The sequence below is a fragment of the Thermococcus pacificus genome (assembly GCF_002214485.1).
Classification (GTDB): domain Archaea; phylum Methanobacteriota_B; class Thermococci; order Thermococcales; family Thermococcaceae; genus Thermococcus; species Thermococcus pacificus.
In genome coordinates this window covers 525,841-551,744 of the sequence record NZ_CP015102.1, presented here as the reverse complement: position 1 = coordinate 551,744, position 25,904 = coordinate 525,841, and the positions used below count along the sequence as shown (strand labels likewise).

Sequence of the window (25,904 nt, the reverse complement as noted above, 5' to 3'; positions counted from 1 at the left end):
TTCCACCTCACAGTATGAGCCTGGAGTTGTCACCGATGACCAGCTTTCTGCCGAACGGATGGCTTGTGCCGTTTATTATCTTCACGCCCCTCCCAATAAGGCTCTCCACGATCCTGCCGGCGTTCCTTATCTCGCTTCCCTCTAGAATTATCGAGTCCTCTATTTCCGTGTTCTCTATAACAACGTTGTCGCCGATGCTCGTGTAGGGGCCAATGTAGGAGTTCTTTATTTTAACGTTCTTCCCGATGACCACGGGTCCTTTTATTACCGTGTTCTTGTCTATCTCGCTTCCCTCCTCAATAACAACCCTGCCGTGGATGCGGGCGTTGGTGTGTATCCGGATGTCGGTCTTTATGTCGTCCAAGATAAGCCTGTTCGCATCGAGCAAGTCCTCGGGCTTCCCTGTGTCCTTCCACCAGCCGGTGACCTTCGTCCAGCCCACACGATAGCCATGGTCGATGAGCCACTGGATGGCGTCGGTTATCTCAAGCTCGTTCCTCCAGGAGGGTTTTATGTTCCTGACGGCCTCATGGATGATCGGTTTGAAGAAGTATATGCCCACTAAGGCAAGGTTGCTCGGCGGGACTTTGGGCTTCTCAACGAGGCGTTTTATCGTCTTCCCATCCTCACTGAGTTCAGCAACACTGAACTGCTGGGGATTGAGAACCTCTTGGAGGAGTATGCTGGCGTCGAAGTTTCCTTCTTTGAAGTGCTTCAGGTGTTCTACTATGCCCTCGCGGAGTATGTTGTCACCGAGGTACATGACGAAGTCATCATCGCCGAGGTAGTCCCTGGCAACCAGAATGGCGTGTGCGAGTCCCTTAGGATCGTCCTGATAGATGAACCCTATTTCTGCGTCCCATTCCCTACTCAGAACTGTTTCCTTTACCTGCTCGGCGTTGGGACCAACAATGATTCCAATCTCGTGAATTCCGGCCTCGATAACGTCTTCGATTGCATAGAAGAGCACCGGCTTGTTGGCCACTGGGATGAGCTGCTTCTGCTGGGAGTAAGTCAGAGGCCTCAAGCGGGTGCCGTGACCACCAGAGAGTATAAGGGCCTTTATTACTAACACCCAGGATTTTATCTTGCTAGAGTTATAAAAGAATTTCGTCAGACTCCTCTTCACGGCAATCTTTGGCCATTGTCTCTCCAATTTATATATTTACCAGCGTAAAACCCTATCAGTGGGATTTCCAGAGAAAATACCACATAGTCCCGACGAGATCCTAAAATCTCTGAACCCCTATTTCGCCCATTCGTATGAAGGGGCAGCCAAAAAACAAGCCCATCCTCAATATATAATGTTAAGGTAAACTCCCATATCAAAAAAATCACGGTACAAAAGTACACAGTACACCATATGTACCTTTGTACCCTCGTACTGTTATATTTTTATCGAGAAATACCTTAATATATAACGACACGGCCCAGCACACAAAAACCGTTATGTTTAATACTTCGTCTTAACCCTCGCCCCCCGGTGTGCAACATGAGAAGGAGAACGAACCATGTCCTTGGGGGCGAGGTCCCCTCCACGGTTGAGTACACCGCCCGGAGCAATCCATTAGAGGCGGACTACTACAGGCAGTTCCCCGAAATCTTCGATGGTCATCACGTTTACATCCCGGACGATATACTCCACCAGATATCCAGGAAAGAGCGGAAGGCCATGCGGAAGATAAGGCGTGGAAAGATGCTCTCCGCAGAGGAGGCGGAGACGATTCTGTCATTAATCAAGAAAATACGGCGGCACCACCACACTCTCGAGCTGTCCGACGAGGAAGTTCTCGAGCATATTTCCATCATCACTCAACACGTCCTGAATGCAAACCGCAAAAACCCTGGCCCGTGGGGGGAGACGTCGTTTTACAACATGCGAAGAATAGTCAGAGCATACGCGGAAATGAAATGCCTGAACCTTGCGACTCTCTTCGAGGAGGCCCTGTCCAGGAAGCTCATAAGCTTAGAAGAGTTCTCCGGGCTAGTCTACAACCTGATGAACGCCCGCAAGAACCTCAGGGCAGGTGGCAGGGTACGTCTTGTAGACGGCAGTTACATCACACTCAGGGGAACAGAACCCTTCTTCCACTGGGCCGAAACCTCTATCAGCGGGGTGAAGGAGGCAGCACTCTGACACCTCTTTGGCCCTTCTGTTTTTTATTTCTTAAGAAGCCAGACCGCGAAAAAAAGCTTCTCTGCCTGCCCGGGACAGCCGGTGAGTCCTCTCATGCAGAATTCAAACTCTGACTTCCTCCCCAAACTGCGAGGCTTTCGGAAGAAAAAGATAAAAATCAGAACACAAGATCCACGAAGGCCCCAAGCTCTTCCTGCTCCAAAGGTATTTCTTCACCCTCGCTGTCAATAGCAATGTACTTGCTGCTCTTCGTGAAGACTGCATAAACTGGAACCCCGAGCTTTTCCTCAAGCCCGGCCATGAACTTCCTGTCCTCCTTCGGTGGCTTTTTTGACAGGAATATTATGACACCCGCGATCTTGCCGTTTTTGAGTACAAAGAACGCTTTTCTGGTCTCTACTGCCAATTCGAGGTCGAGTGCGAACCTTGCAAGGCTCAGAACCTCAACCACAACGTCCTCCGGAAAGTACTTCAGAACGAGCCACCCGGTTGGGCCTCTCTGCACATGAGTTAAATCTTTCGCCGATGCTCTTTTAGAGACAATTTTTTGTTTATATTGCATCTAATTGTAGGTTTTTCTTAATTTTGATGATTTTAGGAGTTATATTTAATTGCCCCCGCTTAACTTTCTATTTTGCCAAAACTTAATGGAGGTGCAAGCGTCAACCCAAGGGCGAGGCTCAAGAAAGACTCGCAGGGCAGCGGAGAAGAGGACGTCAAGTACGCCCCAACGCTCTTCGTCGCCATTACTAGGGCTAAGGAAAGCCTCATCCTAGTCCAGACTCGGTATTCGATACTCCCCCACGTCACTAACTCCTCCAGGCCACCCCTATCTGGAGGTGCATTGGTATTGTGAGCTGGCAGTCTTCACATTTTTTTCCTTTTTTATATAAAGAAACCTCAAAAAGGAGCACTAAAAAAAGAAAAGGGATCAGGCGATGCTGAGGGTGTAGACCCTTCTAGATCCATCGTCCGCTGAAAGCTCGAATCTGATGTACTTCCGCCGCTTTTCAAGGATGCCCGGCAGATAGTCGTATATGTCCCCAGTTCCTACCACGAGCACGGCCAGGAATTTCCGCGGATACCTGCCGTTCTGGAGCTTTAGCCGGAAGGCCCTTTTAGGACTCACCTCGACCTTCAGCCGGTTCAGGTCCATCCGTAGAGTGTTCTTTGCCCGGGTGTACCTGAAGACTGCTTCCCCGCGCTTGAGGCCTGTGCCGAGCGTTTCCGCTACCAGCGCCACGAATGGGCCAAGGGGCAGCTCCAGCTCGGTGACTCCCTGCCATGCTTTCCCCGGGCTGAGCACTTCAATGGATGCCTGGCCTTCCCGGATGTATAGTATTATTTGTTCCGCTTTCATGACACCACCTCATTTGGCACGTTGAGAAAGGGCAATTAAAACTAACGGTATTTTAAACAGCAAAAATTTGCATTTGATATTCAATACGATGGATGATATTATGCAAAAAGAACAGTCCTTGGTAAGGTAAGTCCCATCAACCCCTGCAGGTACACTCCCAGAGTACATCTAGGCAGCTAAATCTATCGCTCACTACTATTGCCTGGAGCAACACCTGAAGACGGCAAGAGAAATGAGGAGCAAATAATCCTCAACTCAGACAGTGTCAAACATTTATTTGACACTGACTTCTGAAATTTTTGGCTCATTTGAGTTATCTCTTTCTCTTGAAAGCTTCGCTCTTTAGGGCAGGGAGAAGGTCAGAATGGAAAATATAATCCGTCGAACAATAAAAAGGGTTGTGGACTCAGGGTTTAACCTCCACGTTCAGCTTCAGGCTCTGTATCGTCCCGTTTACCGCCTCGAGGATCAGGTTCTTGGCTTCCGTTTCGGCGTAGTTCCCGTCCGGCGGCGCGGGTGGGAGTTCCGGCTGCCCGTCCTTAAAGAGGAGGAACCAGACCTGCCACCTACCGGGTTTGTTAATGCTGAAGGTGTAGTTCTCCTCGAACTGCGGCGTCCAGTTGCCCTCAATGTCCACCGGAACGTGGGGCAGTGTTACGTTGAACCAGCCTGGAATCGGGTACATCTCGTGGATTATTGTGGTGTTCGTGCTGTTGTCCCACGTCAGGTTTACAAGCCATATCTGAACGTAATAGGTGACGTTCCGCCCCTCGTGGTTCACTATGCCTATGATAAGGGTCCCGTTCTGGCTGACCTTGAGCTCGGTCGGGTAGTTGTCGGCCTTCCCATCGGGCCCGAGGATGTAGAACTCCGTGAACTTCTCCCCGGGCTTCGGGTGGGTTATCACGTAGCCCAAAGTCCCGATAGAGGTCAGGATGGCAATTATCAGGATGACGGTGAGGGCCTTGTCAAGTTTGCTCGATTCCTCCCATTCGAGCTCTTTCTTTATCCTCTCAATGGTTATCCACGGTATCCAGGGCTCGAAGGCCCTCGCCCTGCGGTAGATTGCGACGACCGCGAGGGCGATGTTGAATACGGTTAGACTGATGAGTATGGGAATCAGCCTTATGCCCCATGGAGTGTAGTTCAGGGCGAGGCCTATGAGTGGGACTATCGCAATGCTCAGGCCGAAGCTCAAGGCCAGCCTTTCGAGGTTGTCGAGCTCCTTCCTGTTGGGGAAGAGGGCGGTTATGAAGACGTAGCCCGGGAAGAAGAGGACGAAGGCCAGGCCGAGGGCCTTCCGGGCGAGGCTGTCGGGAAAGAACGCTATGAGAAGATCGAGGACTACAGAAAGTGCGATGACCGTGAGCAGGTCCCAGTACTTTTTAAAACCTTGGGGGTTACCCATTCCACCACCTTAAACAGAAAAAGGAGGAGGGTTTAAAACGGTTTCCCGTTTGTTTGAATGTCTTTGCGATGTTCTTTTCTTTTGGTAGCATGACTGTCACACATTAAAGCTTGGAATTTCTTTAAGTGCCCAAAATGTTTTATACCTGCAATTAACAATAGTACATAGCCAACACTCATAAAGGGGGGAGGCTCCATGAAGAGGATGTTTGCATTGCTGATGGGATTGCTTGTGCTAGGCGGAATGATGGGAATGGTGAGTGCATTTACCCCCACAATAGATGGGAACGATAGCGACTGGGGATCCTTAGATCTTTTACTCCTAGATCCCAACTCATGGAACACACCATCTTCCCTACAGGAGAAAGGACTAGATTCTCAACATCTACAATATATATGGATGGATACATCCGGAGATGCTATAGACTCTGTAGATGCTGCAGATGTTAAGTATATTAGGGTAACAGCCAACTCAAGTTATGTGTATTTTTACATAAAATTCACCGGTCAGCTAACTCTCGGAGGAAAAAACCCGAACGCGCAGAATATTCCGGCGGTTGCAATTATTATCGATTCTACGGATGGTGGAAATAAGACCTTCGGCGGCCAGGTGTTATGGGGCGCCGATGTAAAAGTGAGTGATAGTGATCCCTACGCCTGGGATTATCTCATCAGAGTTGACCTTAACCAGTTCAGTACGGGGGGGACATATGATAATCCGGCTGGCGTTGATGTTCTAGATATCTATGGCGATAATGTGTTGTATGACGACAGCAATAATTTGGTGTATGGCGACTATTCAATCGGCATTTATACTGGAGATACTACTACCGGCGGTGGCATCGAGCTGAAAATACCAAAGGGGGCTTTAGGCTTAAGTGATCAGCAGTTTGGATTTTATATGGATTTTCTGACAGTGCTCCAAACCGCCAACAGTGGCTCAGTCCAAGTAGAGGATGCTATGGATCCTCTCTCTAGTGGTTCGAACACATTGAGCAATTTCCAGTATGCTGACATTACCCAGGTTCCCTTCTTCAGCGACAGCATCGCAATGGGCGCGGTAGCGATCCTGCTTGCCCTCGGTGCCTTCTGGTTCTTCAGGAGGCAGTGAGCTTTTCTTCCCCTTTTACCTGTTTCTTCCACCTGAGCACGGCCCACCAGTATAGGAAAACGTAGGCAACGAACATCAGGTCTCCAAGGTGGGAGTGGAACAGTTCTAGGAAGGATATGCCGCTGTGGTATCCAATAACCAGAAGGGTGAATATCCTCACCGCGTTCAGGGGGATTATCCCGAGGGCGCCGACGAGCAGCAGGGCGGCCTCCCTTCTGCTGGATTTCCTCAGGTATATGAGCAGCAGAGCCGCGAGAATGTAGAGGATAAAAGCGTCCAGCCCGGAGCAGCCGGAACCGATGATCACCATACTGTTCCTTACGACGGCGACGTTCCCCTTCATCGCAATGGGAAGGTTGAAGATGTCTATCAATCCGCGGACGAGGTAGGAAGTGATGTCCATGAAGAGATGGGTGAGCCAGTTAACCGCTACTTCAAAGGTGTCTGTCTTCGCTATTAGTGCAATCATAGCCTCAGCAAGGGGGATGAGTGGAAGAAAACCATCCCTGACCTCAAAGAACACGGAGAACAACCCCAGCAGGAAGAGGGCATGGAATGTGGAAGGACTGGTGTATTCTCCGAAACGAACCACCAAAAAAACGGGAGATATTGCCATCAAAGCAATCCCCAAAATGACACCGACATCGAACTTAAAGGCCCTGGGAACGAGCGCGAAGCGCCTCAAGTAAAGGACGAGAGAGTAGACCAGCCCGAAGTAGAGAAGGAAGGGGGTTCTAAAGAGGGCGAAGAGTAGCACCGTGAAGAGGAACGAAAAAGCGATGTAAAGTTCACTCCTCCTCAAAGAGACCCACCTCCAGGAACTCAACGTCCCTCCTCTCGGCGAAGAGGAGGAATATCAGGCCGAGGCCGATCATCACGAAGGACTGGGCCACGCGGTCGGGAAGGCTGTTCTTCAGAAGGTACAGAACGACCGCGGACGTTACCAGCCAGCCGAGGATGTAGTAAACGACCCGGCCGAAGCGGAGGTAGACAGCGTAGATTGTGACCGCGATGAGGGCCGCCACGAAGGCGTAGTCATAGACCGCCGAAGCCAGAAGGAGAGCGGAGAGAGCCAGCTCTGTCCTGCTGATTTTAACCCCCCTAAGGACTTCGTCCAAGAGGAGGAAGGTTGAGGTAAAAGCCCCAACAGCCTGAACAAGCCCCTCGTGAGTATATATCGAAACGCCGGGAACCATTAAGACAACGGTAAGAACGTAGGCGTAGAACGCTATGAGCGATAGATTCCTGCTCCTGAGCCTAAGGAGATAAGGAACCACCGCCAGTCCAAAGGCCCACTGCTTGAGCACCACACCCGCAAGGAGCGCCGCCATCAGTCCTATCATAGCCTGCTCACCACCACCGGAAGCAGATCCTTTGGGCCGACCTCTATGACCTTGACCCAGCCCATGACCTTCTTCATCAGCTCCTTCCTCTCGCGGTAGGCGTTGTAGAGGACCTCTACCTCATCCTCACTGAGAGTGCTCTTGTCGACAAAGAACACGGGGTTGGGGTACAGCAGGACGACTTTAGAGCCCCTCCTTTCCAAGAGCCGGGATGCCTTCATTATCTCGCCAGGATGGAGACCCAGATCATCCACCACGATAACGTAGGATCCTGCGGGGACTTTCAAAGCCGCCTTCAGCACACCGTGGGCCTCGGAGCCGCTTTTGAGCCTCGCCACGAGCGTCCCAAGTGAAGAGCCCCTGGAAACCTTTGCGGGCCTGAGCGCAGGAAGACCCCTCTCCGCCCTGAGCCCAAGCTCATGGACTACGGACAGGGGATCCAAGGGGTTCTCGATGGCCCTCACAATCCCATGCTCATCGTAGGCCAGAACTTTGATGCCGTGGCCGAAGCGCCTGAAGTATGCCGTTAGCTGCGCTATTATCAGGACGAGGTAGTCCGTCTTTCCAGCCTTAAGCTCACGGCGGAATCTAGGGTCTACGTTTATGAGAAGGTAGATATCCGCCATGGTCTCCCTCTTGAAGACCCTGATGATGAGCTTCTGGAGCCTCGAGGTGGCCTTCCAGTCTATCTTCGTTATGTCGTCTCCAGGGAGGAACTCCCTCAGCTCCTGGAACTCCAGGGTCTCGGCGCCGATTCCAAGGGCCCTCTCGGCCTCGGCGAGGGCCTCAACCTGGCGCTTCTCCCTCATGGCCTCGCGTATGCTCCTCTGGGAAGGAAAGACAGCCATTTCGCCCCTCCCGATCACCGGAAAGCTCGCCCTGAAGAGGCCGAGCTCGTCCTCAAATACGGCCTCAGCCTTCAGGTTTATCCTGCCCTTGGCCTGGGGAACCACGGTCTGCTCGAGGTACTTCCTCTCCCCCGGCCTGACGAACGCCTTCAGTCCTCTCGCGAAGGCCTTTTCGGAGGTCTCCCTGACCCTTACCAGGCCGGCTACATCGGAGAGGTTCTCAATCCTGACACGGGCCTTTACCGGCTCCCTTTCGGTGCCCCTCTCAGGGAGGCTTCTCTCGACCCTGACCTTCGGTTTGAAGGCCATCCTGGCGAGGGAGTAGTGGGCCATCAGGGCCACGCCAATGAGGGCCGCCGCCGGGCTTCCCAGGAGGTAAGCCGTGCCGGCAACAACGGCAGCGAGGGAGAGGACGACCTCGGCGCGCTTCATTCCACCGGCACCTCTATACGCTCAAGGACATCCCTGACGATGGTCTTGCCGTCTATCCCCTCCACCTCGTACTCGGGCTTCACGACTATCCTGTGGGCCATAACAGGAACTGCAAGCCACTTAACGTCGTCGGGTATAACATAGCCCCTGTTTTCGAGGTAGGCCCTGACCTTCGCCGCGTAGAGGAGGTGCTCGCCCGCCCTCGGAGAGGCGCCGAGGATGACCCTCTCGTCCAGCCTCGTTTCTTTGACGACTTCGTAAATGTAGTCTATTATCGCATCACTCACGTGAACCTTCATCGCGTCCCTCCGGGCCTGCGCCAGCTCGCTCTGGAGGACAACCTGCTTTGCCTCGGAGAACTGGCCAAGATTCTTCCTCCTCAGCATCTCCTTCTCGGTGTCCTCCGGGAGATATGACATGTCTATCCGCATCATGAAACGATCCACCTGCGCCGTCGGCAACTCGTAGACGCCCTCCATTTCTACCGGGTTCATCGTGGCGAGGACGACGAAGGGCTCCGGGAGCTTGAGGGGGAGGCCCTCTATGGTGACCTGCCTCTCCTCCATTGCCTCAAGCAGGGCCGACTGAGTCTTCGGTGAGGCGCGGTTGATCTCATCGACGAGGACGACGTTGGCGAAGATGGGGCCCTTCCTTATCTTGAACTCCCCGGTGCGCATGTCGTAGAAGGTGTGACCAATGAGATCCGCGGGTAGTAGATCTGGGGTCATCTGAACCCTGGAGAACTTCAAACCGAGCGTGTTCGCGAAGTTCTTGCTGAGGGTAGTCTTCGCTATTCCCGGGACTCCCTCGAGGAGCACGTGTCCGTTTGCTATCAAGGCTATAGTCATGAGCTCAACTATGTCCTCCATTCCCACGAGGGCCTTTCTAATCTCCGCCTGTATCTTTTCGAGTATCATCTCAATCACCCATCCTCATCAGCATTTCCCTAACTTCGTTCTCATCCCAGCCCTTCTCCCTCGCTAGGGAGAGGGCAACCTCATCAACGTTGATCTCCTTCCGGAAGAAGCGTGATGCGAACCTCCGGATAAACCTTCCCAGCAACCCAAAGACTCCCAGCTCCTTGAGCAGTATGAGGGCCGCTACCGCCAGTATGAGCTTCACAGCCCTGTCCTTCGGGAGGACACGGGTTATCGTGACAGTTCCTACTGTGTAGAGGTTGAAGTCTGGATGGTGGGCCTCGTCGAAGTAGAAGACGTCGCCGCCCAAGTAGTCGATGAGGTTGCTCAGGAACTGCTTATTCTCCTCGAACTGCATGTTGGCGAGCACGTCAGGGTCGGAGAGAACCACTATCCTGCCGTTCCCGTACCTGAGCTCGGTCATTATCGGGTACATCCTCCTGTGGAGATTTATCATCGCCACTTTGCTGACGTAGGCCTCGCCCTTCCTTGTCACTATGATTCCCGAAGGCTCGTTGGTAACGACCTTGGTCACGTTTCTGGCCAAGAGCGGGTCCTCTATCCTGACCGACACCACCAGCCTGTCGTCCCCCTCGTAGAAGAAGTCCCAGAGGGGGTAGTCGGATATGCCCACAGGGACGTTGAGGGCGCGCAGTATCTCGTTCCCGGTTCCGAAATCATCGGCTATGAAGAGAGTGTTGCCCCTCTCGAGGAAGAGCTTTATCTGCTCCACCTCTGCCCCGGTGAAGGTCATGTTCGGGCCGATTATGATGAGGACGCCGTTCAGCTCGCTGATGTTCGCTATGTCAAAGGACTCGAAGATTGGAACAACGTTTTTGCCCTTTAGATAGGCCAACTTAACAAATCTCGAGGTGCCGTCCCATCCGCTGTTGAAGATGCTGTATTGAGTGGAGCTCTTAAAGACGGGAATCGTCAGAGGCATCGTGATGAGCGTGAAGAGCATGAGGAGCAGTATGAGGTACTTGACGGTCTTGTTCATCCCGACACACCCCGCAGGAGGTTCTCCATGGCATTCACGAACTCGGCAGTCTCGCCCTCACTCAGGGGCATCTCACCGTAAACGGCCTTCTCGTGGAGCTTGGTCACGGTCTCAAGGTAGGGGTAAAGCTCCCAGTCCCTTAGAGCCCTCAGGACTTCCCTCGGGGTCATGCTCTCGCTTACCCCGAGGGCCTCCCTAAGCCTCTCCCTGAGAAGGGTGTAAGCCTCACCAACATCTTCGGGTATCTTGAACTCCGTCTCGGCCTTGATGGGGACTTTTTCTTCCCCTGGGACTACATCAGGCTCGGGCTTCTTCCTGGCAGGAGCCTTGTCTCCTTCCTTCCTCCTCTCCAGCAGGATGAGGGCAACCATCAGGAGGGCAAGCAGGGCTATCGCGATGTACCTCAACATCATGTTCTCCGGCGGAACGACCTTCAGGACTACCACGTTGGACTTGGCCTTCTCATACCTCTCGTTTCCCGAGAAGGAGGCGTAGACCTCGAACTCCCCTGTTTCATTGGGCTTCAGCTCGAAGGAAAACGTCCCGTTATCTGGAGTGAGCCTGAGGTACTCCTTCCCGGCCACGTAGACGGTAATCGGGAAAGGAAGGGCCGGGTCAACGGTTCCGGTGAAGACCGCGGTCTTTCCGAGAACCACCTCGGACGGGCCATCGAGGGTTATGGAGACGGGGTACCTTGTGAACCTTACGATCACTTCCTTCATAGTTGCAGCGTGTGTTGCATCACCCCCGAACCTGAGGGTCACCTTGAAGCTCGTCGCAACGGGGGAGAAGTAGCCCTTCGAAAAGCCGCCATCGCTCCCGGTGGTCAGGGTGGAGTTACCGACGGTTATTTTTCTACCTCCAAGCGGGTTGCCGTAATAGTCGACGAGCCTGCCCGAGAGGTGAACTGTGCTGTTGAGAAAGGCGCTGTATGAGTCATCGACTATGAAGGAAGTGGGTATCCTCCTCACCGTCACAGTGACGTTGTTCGACCTCTCGCCCCCCTGAACCGCGTAGATTCTGTACGTCCCAAGCTCATCAAACCTGTAATTCGTGGAGAAGAGGCCGTTTCTGGAGTTAACTAGAAGGAGGGAAGTGGAGTTCCCCCCCTCGATGACCACCGTCACCGAGGAGTTGCCGGGGCACGAACCGAATATGGTAATAGTCTGGTGGAGGATTGGGCTATCATCGGAGACACCTATGACGAAGTCCCCCTGCCCGGGAGGGAGGTTCGAGACGAGCTTCCTTATCGCCGCCAGGTGGGTTCGGACCTTGGCGGTGTTGAAGGTGAGAACCTCCGTCCCGTTCATCAGCCTTATTCCCTCTATAACATCAAGCGTTCTCTCCATATCATCGACAGTGCTGAGTATCCCCGAGGCAAGGGCGGGAGTGGGGTTCTCATGGAACTCGAGGACGAGCTGAACGAGTACAACCATCTCGCTGGCGAAGTCGTAGAAGGGAGGGATCACCCTCATGACCGTCGAGTTTACCCCTTTCTCTTGATAGTAGAGGCTCTCATCCTTTATCAGCTCGAGCTCGCTGAGGGTGAGGTTCGCCAGCTTGAGGGAGTAGTTCTCGTTCACGAGGGCGTAGCGGAGGGAGTAATCAAACCTAACCAAAACCTGGGAGAAGTACTGGTACAGGAAAACATCCCTCTGGGTCGGCTCCTGAACGGCCTTCCCCGAGGCCAGGGGGACGGAACCTATGATTAGAATGAGGATGATTAAAATCGAAACCTTCCTCATGGCTATCATACCCACAAGGCATAAAAACCTTTTAAGTTTATTCGTTGGAGGTGTTAAAATGGGGCGCCTTTGGGGAAGTCTGTTAGCCATAGCTGGAATAGCGCTCTGGTACTACGGGGGTACCCAGGGAAACGTGGCCCTGGTCAACCTGGGAATAGGGACTATAATACTGGGTATCGTACTCGCAGCCTTCCCTTCCAGGGGATACGTGGACAGGGATGCGCTGCGCCTTAGCTGTCGTGACTTCTGCGGCTTCGTCGAGAACATGAGGGAGGGGCTGGAGCTCAGGGGTTCCCCCGTTGTAATACCCCCCTACGAGAACCTCCCCAGGGGCGGCCTCTTCCTGCCCAAGAACGAAAACTTTTCCCTCCACCTCGGAAAGTTTGCCGATGGGGCGGTCTTCATAACCGGAACCGAGGAGGAGAGCGGCGTCTTGATGAGTCCCCCTCCAGGATGGGGGATCCTAGAGTACACACTAGAAAACGTGGGGGAGCTCTCCGGAACTGGAGTTGGCTATGCATCATCAGCCGTCTCGTCGGTTCTCAGCGCCCTCGGAATTGGCTCAGCCGAGGCCTTTGAGAGGGAGGACGGGAAAATCGAGTTGTTCGCCAAACCTATGTGTGGGGACCCGTTCTATGCTGACCCGGTACTCTCGGCGATGCTCCTTGGAATAGCGATGGGGAAGGGTGAGGTTTTGAGGGTCGAGTCCTCTGAGAGGGCCAACGACCACGTGAAGCTAATCCTAGAGCCGCTCGGTGGGATAGAGAGATGGCTATGAGGGAGAACGTGATCCTGTTTCTGGCGGTTTGGATTGTGGTTTCCGCCATATTGAGCCCATCAACGGGCATATTCCTCACGATAGCGCTCATCGGTATACTTATAGCGTTAGAGGTCGGTGAGTTCTACCTCACCAAGGACGTTAAGGACTCGCTGAAGTTCTCGGCCTACCTGCTCCTCCTGGCCTTCGCGTTCATAGTGGCGAGAAAGGTGTACGAAGTGATAAAATAGCTGAAAAGGAAGGAAGACTCAAGCCGTCCCGAGGAGCTCCCTAACGGTTCTCCTGACGGCCTCGTAGCTGTTCATCTTTGGCCTCCAGCCGGTCTTCTTGGCCTTCTCTATGCTCAGGCGCATGAACTTGACATCCCCCTTCCAGCCGCGACCGCCATCGACACCGCCAGTGAAGCGGAACCTTGGATTCAAGCCCATCTCCTCACTCACTATCTCCGCTATCTCCTTCACCGTTATCCAGTCGTCGTTGCCCATGTTGTAGAAGTCGACGGTTTTGCTTTCCTTCCTGAAGTGCTCGAAGATGTGAAGCATGCCCTCAACCGTGTCGCTCACGTGGAGATAGCTCTTCCTCTGGGTTCCATCACCGAGTATCTCCAGCTCGTCCGGGTTCTTTTTCAGCTTGTTGATGAAGTCGTAGATGACGCCGTGGTTGGAGCGCTCGCCTATGATATTGGCCAGACGGAAGATTAAAGCCCTGAAGCCGAAGGTGTGGGCGTAGCCGCTTATCAGGGCCTCAGCCGCGAGCTTCGCTCCGCCGTAGACGCTTATCGGCTCTAGCGGGGCGTAGTCTTCAAGGGTGGGGATTACTTCGGCATCACCGTAGACGGTTGAAGAGCTCGTGAAGACGAGGTACTCAACGTCTGAATCCCTCATCGCGTTGAGCAGGTTGTAGGTTATGAGGACGTTGGTCTCGTAGAGCAGTTCGGGGCTCTGGGCGCCGATTCTAACTTCCGGGTTTGCCGCGAGGTGGAAGACGACGTCAACGCCCTCAACGGCCCTTTCAACGATCTCAGGGTTTCTCATGTCGCCCTTTATGAACTCGAAGCGCTCGTTGTCGAGCCAGCGCTTGATGTTGTCGAGGCTTCCGGCGCTCAGGTCGTCGAGAACCCTGACTTCGTTTCTGGATTCCATCAGCGCGTCAACAAGGTGTGAACCTATGAAGCCGGCACCGCCCGTAACGAGAACTCTCATCTATACCACCCATTTTGATAATGCAAAATAATTTAAATACGTTTGCTTCAAAAATTCTCGGTACCAAAAGAGACCATGGTGATACTGATGAAAGTTCTCATAATGGCCGGCGGCTACGCGACGAGGCTCTGGCCCATAACGAAGGACAATCCCAAGGCCCTGCTTCCCCTCGGCGAGAAGACGATACTCGATTACATCATGGAGAAGGTAAACGAACTGGGCTTGGATGCTTACATCTCGACCAACAGGTTCTTCGAGGCCCACTTCAAACCCTACGCGGAGAAGTACGGGGTTGGGCTGATAGTCGAGGACACCCTCCACGAGGAGGAGAAGCTCGGCACTATCGGGGCGATGAAGAGGGCCGTTGAGGAGCTCGGCCTCGACGACTACCTCATCATAGCGGGCGACAATCTCTTCTCCTTCTCGCTCTCGGACTTCCTGCGCGCCTATGACGGGAGGACCCTCATAGCGGTTTACGACGTCGGCGACCCGGAACTTGCCAAACGCTACGGTGTGGTCGTCCTTGAGGGTGACAAAGTTATCTCCTTCCAGGAGAAGCCTGTTCAGCCCCAGTCAACGCTCATAAGTACCGGCGTTTACGTGTTCCCAAAGGCCGTGATGGAACGCGTAGACGAGTATCTCTCCAATGGCAACAGGGATTCGCCGGGCTACTTCCTCCAGTGGCTTTTGGAGAAGGGGGAGCCGATAAAGGCCTACCGCTTCTCCGATTACTGGTACGACATAGGGAGCGCTGACAGCTACCTCGAGGCCCTGAAGACCCTCCTTAAGGAGAGTCACATCGAGGAGATTCAAATAAGTCCCTACTCCAAGATAATCCCACCGGTGGTCATCAGGAGGGGCGCCAAGATCCTCGGCCGCTCGATAATCGGGCCATACGCCTACATAGGCGAGGACTGCGTGATAGAGAACTCCGACGTCAGCGACTCGATAATCTTCAGGAGAACCATCATCAGAAACTCGACTATATGGCGCTCCATCATAGATGAGAAGTGCGAGATACGGAACCTGGAGCTGAGGAAGAGCCTCGTCGGCGGGCACGCGAAGATACAGAGAGGAGAATGAGTGGAAACAGAGAATAGTGAGGGGCACCGCGTTGGGAAGGCGGGAGTGAAGTTCCATTCGCCATGAACCTTCGCCATTAATTCAACCCACAGTCTTCACAAACCATGGATCATGCTTCAGTTCCAGTCCGGGCTGTGAAGCTTTTGCTTCAATCTCCATTCACGGCACTCCACACGACAAGAGCGCCAAAGACCGACACGTTTGTGAGATACTTGGCATGAAATTAACAGGAACCTCTCTGAGCCAGTGAACTTTTAAACCCATGGCCGTTTCTTTCTTCATGAGTGGAGGGATCGGTCTCATTTTCGACATGGACGGTGTGCTCTACCGAGGGAACAAACCGGTGGAAGGAGCGGGGGAGCTGATAAACTTCCTGAAGGAGTGGGGGATTCCATTCATATTTCTCACCAACAACTCCACCAGAGACCCCTCAATGTACCGCGAGAAGCTTCTCTCGATGGGCATAGACGTTTCTGAAGAGAGAATCGTCACGTCGGGCCTTGCGACGAGGCTCTACATGGAGAAGCACTTCGAACCCGGAAGGATCTTCGTCATCGGCGGCGATGGCCTGCTGAAGGAGATGGAACGCCTCGGCTGGGGCGTTGTAGGCGTTGAAGAGGCCGGAAACGGCGGGTGGAAGGAGGTCAAATACGTCGTCGTCGGCCTCGACCCCTATTTAACCTACGAGAAGCTCAAGTACGCCACACTGGCGATAAGGAACGGGGCGCGCTTTATAGGCACGAACCCGGACACGACGTATCCAGCTGAGGAAGGCCTCTACCCCGGCGCAGGTGCAATAATAGCCGCGCTGAAGGCATCAACGGACGTCGAGCCCCTTATAATAGGCAAGCCCAATGAACCAGCTTACGAGGTCGCTAGGGAGAAGCTCGATGGGGTTGAAGAGATCTGGATGGTTGGAGACAGGCTTGACACCGACATAGCCTTCGCGAAGCGCTTTGGGATGAAGGCGATAATGGTCCTGACGGGCGTAAGCGGCCTCGAAGACATTGAGAAGAGTGGAATAAGGCCGGACATAGTCCTGCCGAGCGTTAAGGAACTCATTGAGTACCTCAAAGTCAAGCTGGAGGAGGAAGGATGAACCTCAATGAACTGCTTGAGAGACTCGTTCACCAGGAGAACGAGCTCTACAACCTCCACAAGCTTGGAGAGACCTTCGCAACCTTCGAGAGACCGGAGCTGGCCGAGGTCTTCCAGCTGATAGCCGAGGAAGAGCTCAGGCACAGGAAGACTCTAGAGGACATGCTCTCGGGCAAAACCCTCGAGGGGACGGCGGTTATAGACTACCTCGACTCCCTGTCCCTTGAGCCGATGCTGGACGACGCCAGGGCCGAGCCGGAGAGCCTGGAGGAGCTGGTCATAGAGGCTTTGATACGGGAGAAGCACGCTTACGAGCTGTATATGAAGCTTGCCACGATCCTGGACGGATCTTTGGCTCAGATATTCAAAATGATGGGTGGAGAAGAGCTCAAGCACGCATACAGACTCAAGCTGGTCTACGAGGGCCTCTGACATTTGGATAAATTATCCGACATCTCTCTTTTTTACCCCTTCACGCAGGGGGCAAATTCCGGAGCATAAATTCGTCACCCCGGCAACTTTCTAGGGGGCAAGGTATATTTAGGAGTGCCCGCTTACCAGTTAGCTGATGCTTTTACTATAAGGGGCAGCGATAAACAACTGTAAGTCAGGGGTGTTTATATGCCTGTTGAAAAAGTGATGAAAAGAGACGGTAGAATCGTGCCATTCGATAAAGAGCGTATAAGGTGGGCTATCCAAAGGGCAATGCTTGAAGTTGGAGTCCACGATGACAAGCTTCTCAACAAGGTCGTCAGGCGCGTCGTCAGAAGGGTAAACGAACTCTACGACGGCCAGGTGCCAAACATTGAGAACATCCAGGACATAGTTGAGCTCGAACTCATGAGGGCGGGCCTTTTCGATGTGGCAAAAGCCTACATCCTCTACCGTAAGAGGAAGGCAGAGATAAGGGAGGAAAAGAAGAAGATCCTCAACAAGGACAAGCTCGACGAGATAGACAAGCGCTTCTCAATCAACGCCCTCCGCGTCCTCGCTTCCCGCTACCTGATAAAGAACGAGAAGGGAGAGATCATCGAGAGCCCCAGGGAGCTTTTTGAGAGGGTTGCAGTTCTGGCGGTCATCCCAGATCTACTCTACGACGAGAGGGTCTTCGACAAAAACGGCGGGCATGCTGCCAATCCAAAGGGCATCGAGAAGTACCTCTCAAAGCTCGACGAGTACGACGGAAAGCTCTCTATTGGGCGCTTCAAGCTCAACAAGTGGCATTTCGAGAGGCTCCTGAACCTCTACCGCGAGCTGGCAGAGAAGGGCCAGATGAAGGTTTCAATCGATGAAATCGTCGAGATGCTGGAAAACGGGGCCTTTGACAAATATGAGGACGAGATAGAGGAGTACTTCAGGCTCATGACCGGCCAGATCTTCATGCCCAACACGCCGGCACTCATAAACTCCGGAAGGCCCCTTGGAATGCTCTCAGCCTGCTTCGTCGTGCCAATAGAGGACGACATGGAGAGCATCATGAAGGCGGCCCATGATGTCGCCATGATACAGAAAATGGGTGGCGGAACTGGTTTGAACTTCTCAAAGCTCCGCCCAGAGGGTGACCTCGTCGGGACCACAACGGGAGCGGCGAGCGGGCCCGTCTCGTTCATGCACCTTATTGATGCCGTCAGTGACGTCATAAAGCAGGGCGGCGTGAGGCGTGGAGCCAACATGGGAATCTTGGAGGTCTGGCACCCCGACATAGAGAAGTTCGTTCACGCCAAGGAGCGGAACACCGGAACGAACGTGCTCAGCAACTTCAACATAAGCGTCGGCCTCTGGGAGGACTTCTGGGAGGCCCTGAAGGAGGGCAAGCGCTACCCCCTCGTGAACCCGCGCACGGGCGAGAAGGTCAAGGAGATAGACCCCAAGAGCCTCTTTGAGGAACTTGCCTACATGGCCTGGGCCAAGGCTGACCCCGGTGTTGTGTTCTTCGATGTTATCAACAGAAGGAACGTGTTACAAAGTGCTAAGAATGAGCCAATTCGTGCTACTAATCCATGCGGGGAGGAGCCTCTTTACGACTACGAATCCTGTAACCTCGCCTCGATAAACCTAGCTAAGTTCGTGAAGTATGACGACGAAGGAAAGCCATACTTTGACTGGGACGAGTACGCCTACGTGATACAGAAGGTGGCCAAGTACCTCGACAACGCCATCGATGTAAACAAGTTCCCGCTGCCGGAGATAGACCGCAACACGAAACTCACCAGGAGGATAGGCGTCGGGATGATGGGTTTGGCGGATGCCCTCTTCAAGCTCGGAATCCCCTACAACAGCAAGGAAGGCTTTGAGTTCATGCGCAAGGCCACCGAGTACCTCACGTTCTACGCCTACAGGCAGAGTGTTGAAACCGCCAAAAAACGCGGCCCGTTCCCGCTCTACGAGAAGACCAAATACAAGGACGGCGAACTGCCCGTCGAGGGCTTCTACCACCGCGAAATATGGAACCTGCCGTGGGACGAACTTGCAGAGGACATCAAGCGCTATGGCGTCAGAAATGGAATGGTCACGACCTGCCCGCCGACCGGAAGCGTTTCAATGATAGCAGACACCTCAAGCGGAATAGAGCCGATATTCGCGCTCGTCTACAAGAAGAGCGTAACGGTTGGTGAGTTCTACTACGTTGACCCCGTCTTCGAGGCCGAACTGAAGAGGCGCGGTCTCTACAACGATGAGATACTGAAGAAGATAAGCGACAACTACGGCTCAGTCCAGGGACTTGAGGAGATCCCCGAGGAGCTGCAGCGCGTTTTCGTAACCTCGATGGACATCCACTGGCTTGACCACCTCCTGGCACAGGCCAACATCCAGCTCTGGCTCACTGACAGCGCGAGCAAGACCATAAACATGCCTAACGACGCCACTGTCGAGGACGTTAAGGCCGCTTACCTCCTCGCCTACAAGCTCGGTTGCAAGGGTGTAACGGTTTACCGCGACGGCTCGCTTTCGGTCCAGGTATACAGCGTCGAGGGCGAGAAGAGGAAGCGCGTTCCGGCGAAGCCGAGCAAATACGCGATTGAGAAGCTCAAGGCGGTTGTCGAAGCCGAGCCGTGGCTGGCGCGCTTCATCAACGTCGAGGCCATACTCAACGGTACCAACGGGAAGAAGGAGTCCCAGCCGCGAGGTCTAACCTTTCCCGTCTCCCATATCTCGGCTCCAAAACCGGCCCACGAGCACCCGCACCATGCTGAAAAGCCAGAGATACCTGAGGAGAAGATACGGGAACTCTTAGGCGTTGCATACTGCCCCGTCTGCTACGAGAAGGACGGCGAGCTTGTGGAGCTCAGGATGGAGAGCGGCTGTGCAACCTGTCCGAGGTGTGGATGGAGCAAGTGCGTCATAAGCTAATCTCTTTTCTTCCATTTCTATGCTCTCCCAGAAATTGACACTTTCCTGTCAAAGCATCCTTTTTAAGGACCACGTTTTAACTTTTGCCACTCAGAGGAAAGCCTTAAGTGAACCGGCCCTAACTTTGGGTATTCGGGGGTGTTGACATGGACAAGGTCTATCTCACCTGGTGGCAGGTTGACAGGGCGATATTTGCATTGGCTGATGAACTGAGGAAAAATTTCATGCCGGATGTGATAGTCGGAGTTGCGAGGGGCGGACTCATTCCAGCCGTGAGGCTCAGCCACATCCTCGGCGACGTTGAGGTCAAGGTCATCGATGTCAAGTTCTACAAGGGGATTGACGAGAGAATGGAGAAGCCCGTGATAACCATACCCCTCCACGGCGAGTTCAAGGGCAAGAAGGTGGTAATCGTCGACGACGTCAGCGACACGGGGAAGACGCTTGAGGTCGTCATCGACGAGGTTAAAAAAGCTGGAGCGAGCGAGGTTAAGGTCGTCTGCCTCAGCATGAAGCCCTGGACGAAGGTCGTGCCGGACTTCTACGTCTTCAGAACCGACAAGTGGGTCGTCTTCCCCTGGGAGGAGTTCCCGGTCGTCGTGAGGGAGTGAGGTTTTAACTTTTTGATTCTTCCACTTGCACCCACTTGCATCTTCATGCAACTCCTTTACTCGGCCTTCTTTTGAATCATCCTAACTGAAAAACGCAACTCCAAACGAATTTATACTCGAAAAAAACAAGTAAGAATTTTTACTTTAAGTAAAAGGAAAGACTTATAAGGAAAAGTTGCATAATCAGTATTGCACAACCATTGCAGAGGTGAACCCCTTGAAGTGGAAGCCTTTGTTCGCAGTCCTGCTGGGACTGCTGATGATCGGAATGGCAGCGGGAAGCGCAGCAGCGATGCCGAGTCCCTCCCAAAATTCCCACACAAAAGCAGTGGTTATGAAGGAGTTCCCAACTAAACTCTTGGTGGATACCCCCACGAGACAGACCTTTGTTTTTGGAGACCTTTTAGTAGACTATAGGACCAATGGCATAGAAGCAAAAATAATTATCACAAACACAACTACAGGTGAGATAATTGACGTTGTCCACCTAACGTCCACCAAGATAAATGATTCATACATACTGACCATGGAAGATACTTCCGGGACCACATACTCTATAAGAACCCCAATAAACATGATAGATCCAGGCTTGAAAACAAAGCAGTTAATATCAAAGCCAGGGATTAACAAGGAGTCAAGTAACATTATGACCTTAACCACACAGCAACATTACTGGTGGGACGGAGTGTACTTTGTCAAAGGCTACATGATACGGTACCCGCATCCAGATTATGAGTACTATGGAATAGAACCATGGGATACTGCTTCAATAAAAGGCAATAAGCTCACGCACTTACACTTCTCCTGGGCGAAATCAAAGTTTCTCCTAGACGCTGGACCAACTGCACTAGGTGCTGCTATAGGTGCTTACTTCGCCAACGTGCCAGGCGCTGTTATTGGAGCCATAACTGGCCTGGCAGCAGGGATAACATTTGGAAACTACCTTTTGGATGAGCATGGCTGCTTATGGGTATGGTTCGCTTGGAAATGGGAATATCACTGGCGCTGGATACCTCCGGGGTATGAATACGGACCTGTTTTAAAATATCTAAGGATAGCCAGCTACACACTTAAAAATGACTACCACCTATCAAATCCCTGAGGTGAAAAACCATGAGACGCTGGACTTTCGTTCTTCCATTCATTTATTTCCTCTTCCTTTTTGCACTAACATTCATGGATTTCCCACGACAAGTAAATCGCCCATGGATGTGGATCCAAATTGGAGGGTTAGTATTCATGATAGTGCTCGGGAGCTACCTCGACAGAAACATTCCAACAGCAGAATTAACAGTGATAGGCGCCTTCACTCTCCTTTGGCTTGCTTTGGCATTCCTCATTCCACTCAAAGAAGAGTACTTTGCACTCTTGGGCCTAATCATCGAGCTGGGAATAGTGATCATCGTCGAATGGTTCTTCAGAGGAGGCTAATAAGGAACTCCCCGAAAACCCCTTTAACCCCTTTCTCCAACTTTTCTAGGTGGTGTTATGAGGGCGTTCATAGCGGTAGAGGTCAGCGACGAAGTTAGGGACAATCTCTTGAAGGCCCAGGAGAGGATAGGGAGCAAAGCGGCAAAGATAAAGTTCGTCGAGCGCGAAAACTTTCACGTAACGCTGAAGTTCCTCGGCGAGATTGACGAAGCAACAGCTGAGGAAGTCAAGAAGTCCCTGGAGGAGATAGCCAAGAAGCACAAAAAGCACCGCGTTAGAGTTAGGGGCATCGGCGTCTTCCCGAATCCCAACTACGTGAGGGTAATCTGGGCCGGCATAGAGAACGACGAGGGCATAAAGGCGATAGCGGCCGATGTGGAGAGGGAGATGCGTCGCTTGGGCTTCAAGAAGGAAAAAGACTTCGTTGCCCACATAACCATTGGCCGCGTCAAGTTCGTGAAGGATAAGCTTGAGCTGGCGATGGCGCTGAAAGACCTTGCCAACGAGGAATTTGGGGAGTTCGAGGTCAACGCGATAGAGCTCAAGAAGAGCACGCTGACTCCGAAGGGACCGATCTACGAGACGGTGGCGAGGTTCGAGCTGGCGGAATGAGGTGTGAGCATGGACGCCGAGTCCGTCATCAAGGAAGTCCTACAGCAAATCAGGCCAACAGAAGAAGAGAGAGCCTTCATCGAGAACCTGATGAGGGAACTTGAGGAGCTCGCCGTGGAGACCATTGAGGAGCTCGGCCTCGACGTTAAGCCCTACTTCGTCGGCTCCCTCGCGAAGGACACTTATCTCGCTGGAGACCACGACGTTGACCTTTTCTTGGCTTTTCCGCTCGAAACTCCCCTTGAAGAGCTCCGGGAGAAAGGCCTGGAGCTCGGAAAGGCCATGGCCGAGAGGCTCGACTCCTATGAGATTGCCTACGCGGAGCATCCGTACGTGAGGGCGCGATATAGAGGGGTGAGCGTTGATCTGGTGCCCTGCTACGACGTTAAGAGCTGGAAGGACGTCAGGACGGCCGTCGACCGCTCGATACTCCACACGGAGTGGGTGAACGAGAACATCAGGGGAAAAAACGATGAAGTCCGCCTCCTCAAGCGCTTTTTGAAGGGTATTAACGCCTACGGTAGTGAAATTTACGTGCGCGGTTTCTCGGGCTACCTTGCCGAGATTCTGGTTATAAAATACGGCTCATTCCTGGAGGTCCTTGAAAAGGCCGACTTCATACTGAGGCAGAAGATAATCGACCCCGGAAACTGGCTCAAGCGCGAGTACGAAACCGCAATGAACACCGTCAAGAGGGAAGCCGATGAGGACAGGCCGCTTATAGTCATAGACCCCGTCGATCCGAGGAGGAACGTCGCGGCAAACCTGGGCTGGGAGCGATATGGGATTTTTTATTTCAAAGCAATGAAATTCCTTGAGGAGCCCTCGACGAAGTTTTTCTTCCCCGAGAAACCTAGGGCAGGGAACTACCTGGATGAGCTCAGGAGGAAGGGAACCCACCTTGTGGTGCTGGCCTTCGAGAAGCCGGACTTAGTAGACGACCTCCTCCTGCCTCAGCTCGAAAGGAGCGCGCGGGGTTTTGAGAAGGCCCTGGAACGGGAAGGCTTCAGAGTCTTTGGTTGGGATTACGGGTACTCAGGCGATAAAGCATTCATAATGCTCGAACTCGATAGGGTTGAACGTGAGAGGGTAACGATAAAGCCCGGCCCGGAGTTCTTCACCGAGAGGGGGCTGGACTTCTACAGGAAAAACGAAAGGGTCTGGGTGAGGGGGAAGCGGCTCTACGCGGAGAAGAGGGTGAAAGAGAACATCGTCGACGTTATCTCAGAGCTCCTCGAAAAGAACCAAGTGGCCCTGGGCAAGGGGATTCGAGAAATGATAAAACTGGCGGATGTCTTAGCAGACTACGCTCCCAAGGAGCTGGAGCAGAGCGCGTATCTCTTCCTGAGCAGAGAGAAGTGGAACCTGAAGTAGCAGCAGGGACTTCCTATGCCGTTCAAGGCTCTCACTCACTTTCTGTACGATACGCTTCAGCTCCAGGTATCCCTTTCCGCCCAGTTTCGTCAGCAGGGGCTCGTCCACTATTTTACCTTTCTCTGGTTTTGAGTCCTGCATTTCCATCCCCCATCGATGGACTTATGTGATTATTCCTCGCGGAGGTTTTAAATGTTAGGCTTCCCAAAAAGGGAACGAAAGGTCAGGGAAAACTGCGGGCATCAGTTTCTGTGTTCACACCACTCCGAATTTTCCCAGTGGCCGTGAACCTCACCTGGTATGTGGCCGGTGTCGGCGACGGCCCACTCGAGGTTGTAGGGCTCGATAAGAGAACGAAGCTCGCCCCGCAGATCGCGCTTCCCGACGTAGAGGGCCGCCCTCGTGACGACGTTATAGCCGCTGTTGGGAACCTCCGGTTTAAGCGCCTCGCTCCAGGCATTCTCAGTTGTTTCCCATCCCTCAAGGCCCTCCATCGAGCCGAGGTCCCAGAGGTGGTGAAGGCCTTCGAAGTTGAGGAGCCTCAGGTAGGCCTCTATGAAGATGCTCTTGGTTTCGCTGCCGTCAAAATATCTCATAAGCTCGATAATGGCCTTGGCTATTGCTGAGACATTGCCAAAGGAAACGCGCGTGTCGAGGTTCTCCCAGAAGCGCGGGCAGGAGTGGTTGGCGAGGAGCATCAGGTAGTAGGCCCTTCCAAGTTTGAGGGCCTCTCTATCGCCGTTCACGGGTTCGAGGACGTAGCCGAGCGAGGTCTCCACCCCAAAGTAATCGTAGTAGTCCCTGAAGAAGACCCTCGCGTAGCGGACGAGGAACTCCTCGGCGTTTTGAGAACCAACACCGAGATCTTCAAGGCCCTTCAGCACGCCGAGTCTCACAAACCGGTTTAGTTCCTCGAAGAGCCTCGTGAAGGCTACCTTCCAGACCTGGCTCACCTTTCTTCCCTTCACTTCCCTCGCGAAGACCTTTCCATCGGCCCTGCGATAGCCGAGCCACCTCGAATCGCTCGTCTTGCCGTCGAGGCTTAAATCAAAGTAGTCGCTCCATGCGGAGTAGTCTTTAACTCCCATCTCGAATGAGCATTCGCCGTCGAGGCGCCTGAACTCCCCGGAGAGCTTTTTCCTGACAAACTCCATCGCCGAGACGCGCTCGACGCCGTTCTCTTCAAGGCCCCCCATCCATGCGGTGAAGCGGTCAAGTTGAGCAGGGTTTCCGAGGAGACTCTCGAGGTCGCTGGCTGTGAAGAGAAGATAGGGAACGCCGAGGTTCTCCTTGTAGTCGTCGCGGTAGGCGAGGGTAGCTGAAACTAACCCAGGAACGTCGAGGGTGTTGAAGGCGAAAGCATCGCTTATGCGCCACTCCCTCCCAAAGACGAAGGAATTTCCATAGCGGTTGCAGGAGTGCTTGGCCTGCGGAAAGTCATAGAGGAGCTGTCTCTCGTCTAAGAGGAAGACGAGCCTTTTGTCCGTCGAGGACTCAACTATGGAAGCGCTTTTCCGGGTTATCACCGCCTCAGGAAGCCAGTAGCCGATGACGTCCTTCTCACCGGTGAAAGGGGTGTAGAAGTCGAAGGAAACCTTTGCAAGGATTCTCTGTTCAAACTCGTCGAGGTGGGGAACTATCGGGTGGAAGGGCGTTGTCGGAACGGCATCAAACCCCTGGAGAAGGCCAACGGTTTCCTCGAAGGCTTTTCTGTGGTACCGCAGGAGCATGAGAAATGTGAAGGGCTCTATGTCCACGCTTATCCCCTTCATCCTGGAAAGTGTGTCCGAGATGTGCTCGTAGGAGTAGAGCATTGCCCGCGTCCAGTTCTCGCCTCTGACCTCTTCACCGCGGATTTTAACCGCGACAGGGCTCTTTCTTTCCTCGTACTCTATCGGCTTTGAACCGTCGCCGTCATGAACGTAGACTATATCGCCGGGCTGGTATGCGTGGAAGTGGTGGGCGTACTTCATGAACATAAGTCTCACCGTGAGTGATACATCTTCGTCCCTTATTTCCCTTTCGGCCCGGAAAAGACGGACATTTTTACCCATAACTGCCCGA

Annotated in this window: 26 protein-coding genes; 14 read left to right on the top strand and 12 right to left on the bottom strand. The window is 53.2% G+C overall.

Annotated elements, in window-relative coordinates:
- Nucleotides 1–7: 7 nt before the first annotated feature.
- Nucleotides 8–1,066, bottom strand: coding sequence for a glucose-1-phosphate thymidylyltransferase (locus A3L08_RS03050; protein ID WP_088854875.1), 1,059 nt, complete (start codon nucleotides 1,064–1,066; stop codon nucleotides 8–10).
- 426 nt (nucleotides 1,067–1,492) lie between these two features.
- Here A3L08_RS03050 and A3L08_RS03045 point away from each other — a divergent pair, with 426 nt between their 5' ends.
- Nucleotides 1,493–2,137, top strand: a complete 645-nt coding sequence (locus A3L08_RS03045; protein ID WP_088853639.1) for a hypothetical protein — start codon at nucleotides 1,493–1,495, stop codon at nucleotides 2,135–2,137.
- A gap of 157 nt (nucleotides 2,138–2,294) precedes the next feature.
- On the opposite strand, the gene A3L08_RS03040 is transcribed toward A3L08_RS03045, so the two are convergent.
- Entirely contained in the window at nucleotides 2,295–2,642 is a 348-nt protein-coding gene (locus tag A3L08_RS03040; RefSeq protein ID WP_088853638.1) for a hypothetical protein, read from the bottom strand.
- Nucleotides 2,643–2,771: 129 nt separating this feature from the next.
- Between A3L08_RS03040 and A3L08_RS09880 the strand changes: the two genes are divergently transcribed.
- Complete coding sequence (locus tag A3L08_RS09880; RefSeq protein WP_157721578.1) at nucleotides 2,772–2,993, top strand: hypothetical protein; 222 nt, start codon at nucleotides 2,772–2,774, stop codon at nucleotides 2,991–2,993.
- A 75-nt stretch (nucleotides 2,994–3,068) separates the two neighbouring features.
- Here the strand turns inward: A3L08_RS09880 and A3L08_RS03035 are convergent, their stop codons facing one another.
- Together A3L08_RS03035 and A3L08_RS03030 are read right to left on the bottom strand one after the other, a co-directional pair.
- Nucleotides 3,069–3,497 carry a hypothetical protein gene (locus A3L08_RS03035; protein ID WP_088853637.1) on the bottom strand — a complete coding sequence of 143 codons (429 nt, stop codon included), beginning with the start codon at nucleotides 3,495–3,497 and terminating at the stop codon, nucleotides 3,069–3,071.
- 406 nt (nucleotides 3,498–3,903) lie between these two features.
- Nucleotides 3,904–4,905: a DUF1616 domain-containing protein gene (locus tag A3L08_RS03030; protein WP_088853636.1), complete on the bottom strand. Its 1,002-nt coding sequence runs from the start codon at nucleotides 4,903–4,905 to the stop codon at nucleotides 3,904–3,906.
- Nucleotides 4,906–5,100: 195 nt separating this feature from the next.
- Here A3L08_RS03030 and A3L08_RS03025 point away from each other — a divergent pair, with 195 nt between their 5' ends.
- The gene (locus tag A3L08_RS03025) at nucleotides 5,101–6,015 is read left to right on the top strand and encodes a glucodextranase DOMON-like domain-containing protein (protein ID WP_088853635.1); all 915 of its coding nucleotides are present in this window, start codon (nucleotides 5,101–5,103) and stop codon (nucleotides 6,013–6,015) included.
- Here A3L08_RS03025 and A3L08_RS03020 read toward each other — a convergent pair.
- The 6 genes from A3L08_RS03020 to A3L08_RS02995 are packed head-to-tail and all read right to left on the bottom strand — an operon-like array spanning nucleotide 6,002 to nucleotide 12,309.
- Nucleotides 6,002–6,817: an archaeosortase/exosortase family protein gene (locus A3L08_RS03020; RefSeq protein ID WP_088853634.1), complete on the bottom strand. Its 816-nt coding sequence runs from the start codon at nucleotides 6,815–6,817 to the stop codon at nucleotides 6,002–6,004. The genes A3L08_RS03025 and A3L08_RS03020 overlap by 14 nt on opposite strands.
- Nucleotides 6,804–7,358 (bottom strand): hypothetical protein, encoded by a 555-nt coding sequence (locus tag A3L08_RS03015; protein WP_088853633.1) that lies wholly within the window; start codon nucleotides 7,356–7,358, stop codon nucleotides 6,804–6,806. The genes A3L08_RS03020 and A3L08_RS03015 overlap by 14 nt, the downstream gene beginning before the upstream one ends.
- The gene (locus A3L08_RS03010) at nucleotides 7,355–8,638 is read right to left on the bottom strand and encodes a DUF58 domain-containing protein (RefSeq protein WP_088853632.1); all 1,284 of its coding nucleotides are present in this window, start codon (nucleotides 8,636–8,638) and stop codon (nucleotides 7,355–7,357) included. The genes A3L08_RS03015 and A3L08_RS03010 overlap by 4 nt, the downstream gene beginning before the upstream one ends.
- Nucleotides 8,635–9,555 (bottom strand): AAA family ATPase, encoded by a 921-nt coding sequence (locus tag A3L08_RS03005; protein ID WP_088853631.1) that lies wholly within the window; start codon nucleotides 9,553–9,555, stop codon nucleotides 8,635–8,637. Before A3L08_RS03005 ends, A3L08_RS03010 begins: the two co-directional genes overlap by 4 nt.
- 1 nt (nucleotide 9,556) lies before the next feature.
- Nucleotides 9,557–10,555 (bottom strand): DUF4350 domain-containing protein, encoded by a 999-nt coding sequence (locus A3L08_RS03000; protein ID WP_088853630.1) that lies wholly within the window; start codon nucleotides 10,553–10,555, stop codon nucleotides 9,557–9,559.
- Entirely contained in the window at nucleotides 10,552–12,309 is a 1,758-nt protein-coding gene (locus A3L08_RS02995) for a DUF4129 domain-containing protein (protein WP_232461753.1), read from the bottom strand. Before A3L08_RS02995 ends, A3L08_RS03000 begins: the two co-directional genes overlap by 4 nt.
- A gap of 49 nt (nucleotides 12,310–12,358) precedes the next feature.
- On the opposite strand from A3L08_RS02995, the gene A3L08_RS02990 reads away from it, so the two are divergent.
- Together A3L08_RS02990 and A3L08_RS02985 are read left to right on the top strand one after the other, a co-directional pair.
- Nucleotides 12,359–13,078 (top strand): hypothetical protein, encoded by a 720-nt coding sequence (locus A3L08_RS02990; protein WP_088853629.1) that lies wholly within the window; start codon nucleotides 12,359–12,361, stop codon nucleotides 13,076–13,078.
- Nucleotides 13,069–13,308: a hypothetical protein gene (locus A3L08_RS02985; RefSeq protein WP_088853628.1), complete on the top strand. Its 240-nt coding sequence runs from the start codon at nucleotides 13,069–13,071 to the stop codon at nucleotides 13,306–13,308. The genes A3L08_RS02990 and A3L08_RS02985 overlap by 10 nt, the downstream gene beginning before the upstream one ends.
- Nucleotides 13,309–13,326: 18 nt before the next feature.
- Here A3L08_RS02985 and A3L08_RS02980 read toward each other — a convergent pair whose 3' ends face one another.
- Complete coding sequence (locus A3L08_RS02980) at nucleotides 13,327–14,280, bottom strand: NAD-dependent epimerase/dehydratase family protein (protein ID WP_088853627.1); 954 nt, start codon at nucleotides 14,278–14,280, stop codon at nucleotides 13,327–13,329.
- An 87-nt stretch (nucleotides 14,281–14,367) separates the two neighbouring features.
- Here A3L08_RS02980 and A3L08_RS02975 point away from each other — a divergent pair, with 87 nt between their 5' ends.
- The 9 genes from A3L08_RS02975 to cca all read left to right on the top strand — a co-directional run bounded on the left by A3L08_RS02975 (nucleotide 14,368) and on the right by cca (nucleotide 23,840).
- The gene (locus tag A3L08_RS02975; RefSeq protein WP_088853626.1) at nucleotides 14,368–15,363 is read left to right on the top strand and encodes a sugar phosphate nucleotidyltransferase; all 996 of its coding nucleotides are present in this window, start codon (nucleotides 14,368–14,370) and stop codon (nucleotides 15,361–15,363) included.
- 280 nt (nucleotides 15,364–15,643) lie between these two features.
- On the top strand, nucleotides 15,644–16,462 hold the full coding sequence (locus tag A3L08_RS02970) for an HAD-IIA family hydrolase (RefSeq protein WP_088854873.1): 819 nt from the start codon (nucleotides 15,644–15,646) through the stop codon (nucleotides 16,460–16,462).
- A complete protein-coding gene (locus tag A3L08_RS02965) occupies nucleotides 16,459–16,893 on the top strand; it encodes a rubrerythrin family protein (RefSeq protein WP_088853625.1) in 435 nt (144 codons plus the stop codon). The genes A3L08_RS02970 and A3L08_RS02965 overlap by 4 nt, the downstream gene beginning before the upstream one ends.
- 189 nt (nucleotides 16,894–17,082) lie before the next feature.
- On the top strand, nucleotides 17,083–19,812 hold the full coding sequence (locus tag A3L08_RS02960) for an adenosylcobalamin-dependent ribonucleoside-diphosphate reductase (protein ID WP_088853624.1): 2,730 nt from the start codon (nucleotides 17,083–17,085) through the stop codon (nucleotides 19,810–19,812).
- A 146-nt stretch (nucleotides 19,813–19,958) separates the two neighbouring features.
- The gene (locus A3L08_RS02955) at nucleotides 19,959–20,423 is read left to right on the top strand and encodes a phosphoribosyltransferase (RefSeq protein WP_088853623.1); all 465 of its coding nucleotides are present in this window, start codon (nucleotides 19,959–19,961) and stop codon (nucleotides 20,421–20,423) included.
- A 217-nt stretch (nucleotides 20,424–20,640) separates the two neighbouring features.
- Complete coding sequence (locus A3L08_RS02950) at nucleotides 20,641–21,525, top strand: glycine zipper family protein (protein ID WP_088853622.1); 885 nt, start codon at nucleotides 20,641–20,643, stop codon at nucleotides 21,523–21,525.
- A 137-nt stretch (nucleotides 21,526–21,662) separates the two neighbouring features.
- Entirely contained in the window at nucleotides 21,663–21,854 is a 192-nt protein-coding gene (locus A3L08_RS10060; protein ID WP_232461752.1) for a hypothetical protein, read from the top strand.
- A gap of 57 nt (nucleotides 21,855–21,911) precedes the next feature.
- The gene (gene thpR / locus A3L08_RS02940; RefSeq protein WP_088853620.1) at nucleotides 21,912–22,466 is read left to right on the top strand and encodes an RNA 2',3'-cyclic phosphodiesterase; all 555 of its coding nucleotides are present in this window, start codon (nucleotides 21,912–21,914) and stop codon (nucleotides 22,464–22,466) included.
- 9 nt (nucleotides 22,467–22,475) lie between these two features.
- On the top strand, nucleotides 22,476–23,840 hold the full coding sequence (gene cca, locus A3L08_RS02935; protein WP_088853619.1) for a CCA tRNA nucleotidyltransferase: 1,365 nt from the start codon (nucleotides 22,476–22,478) through the stop codon (nucleotides 23,838–23,840).
- A gap of 242 nt (nucleotides 23,841–24,082) precedes the next feature.
- Here the strand turns inward: cca and A3L08_RS02930 are convergent, their stop codons facing one another.
- Complete coding sequence (locus A3L08_RS02930; RefSeq protein WP_088853618.1) at nucleotides 24,083–25,819, bottom strand: glycoside hydrolase; 1,737 nt, start codon at nucleotides 25,817–25,819, stop codon at nucleotides 24,083–24,085.
- Between the last annotated feature and the right edge of the window lie 85 nt (nucleotides 25,820–25,904).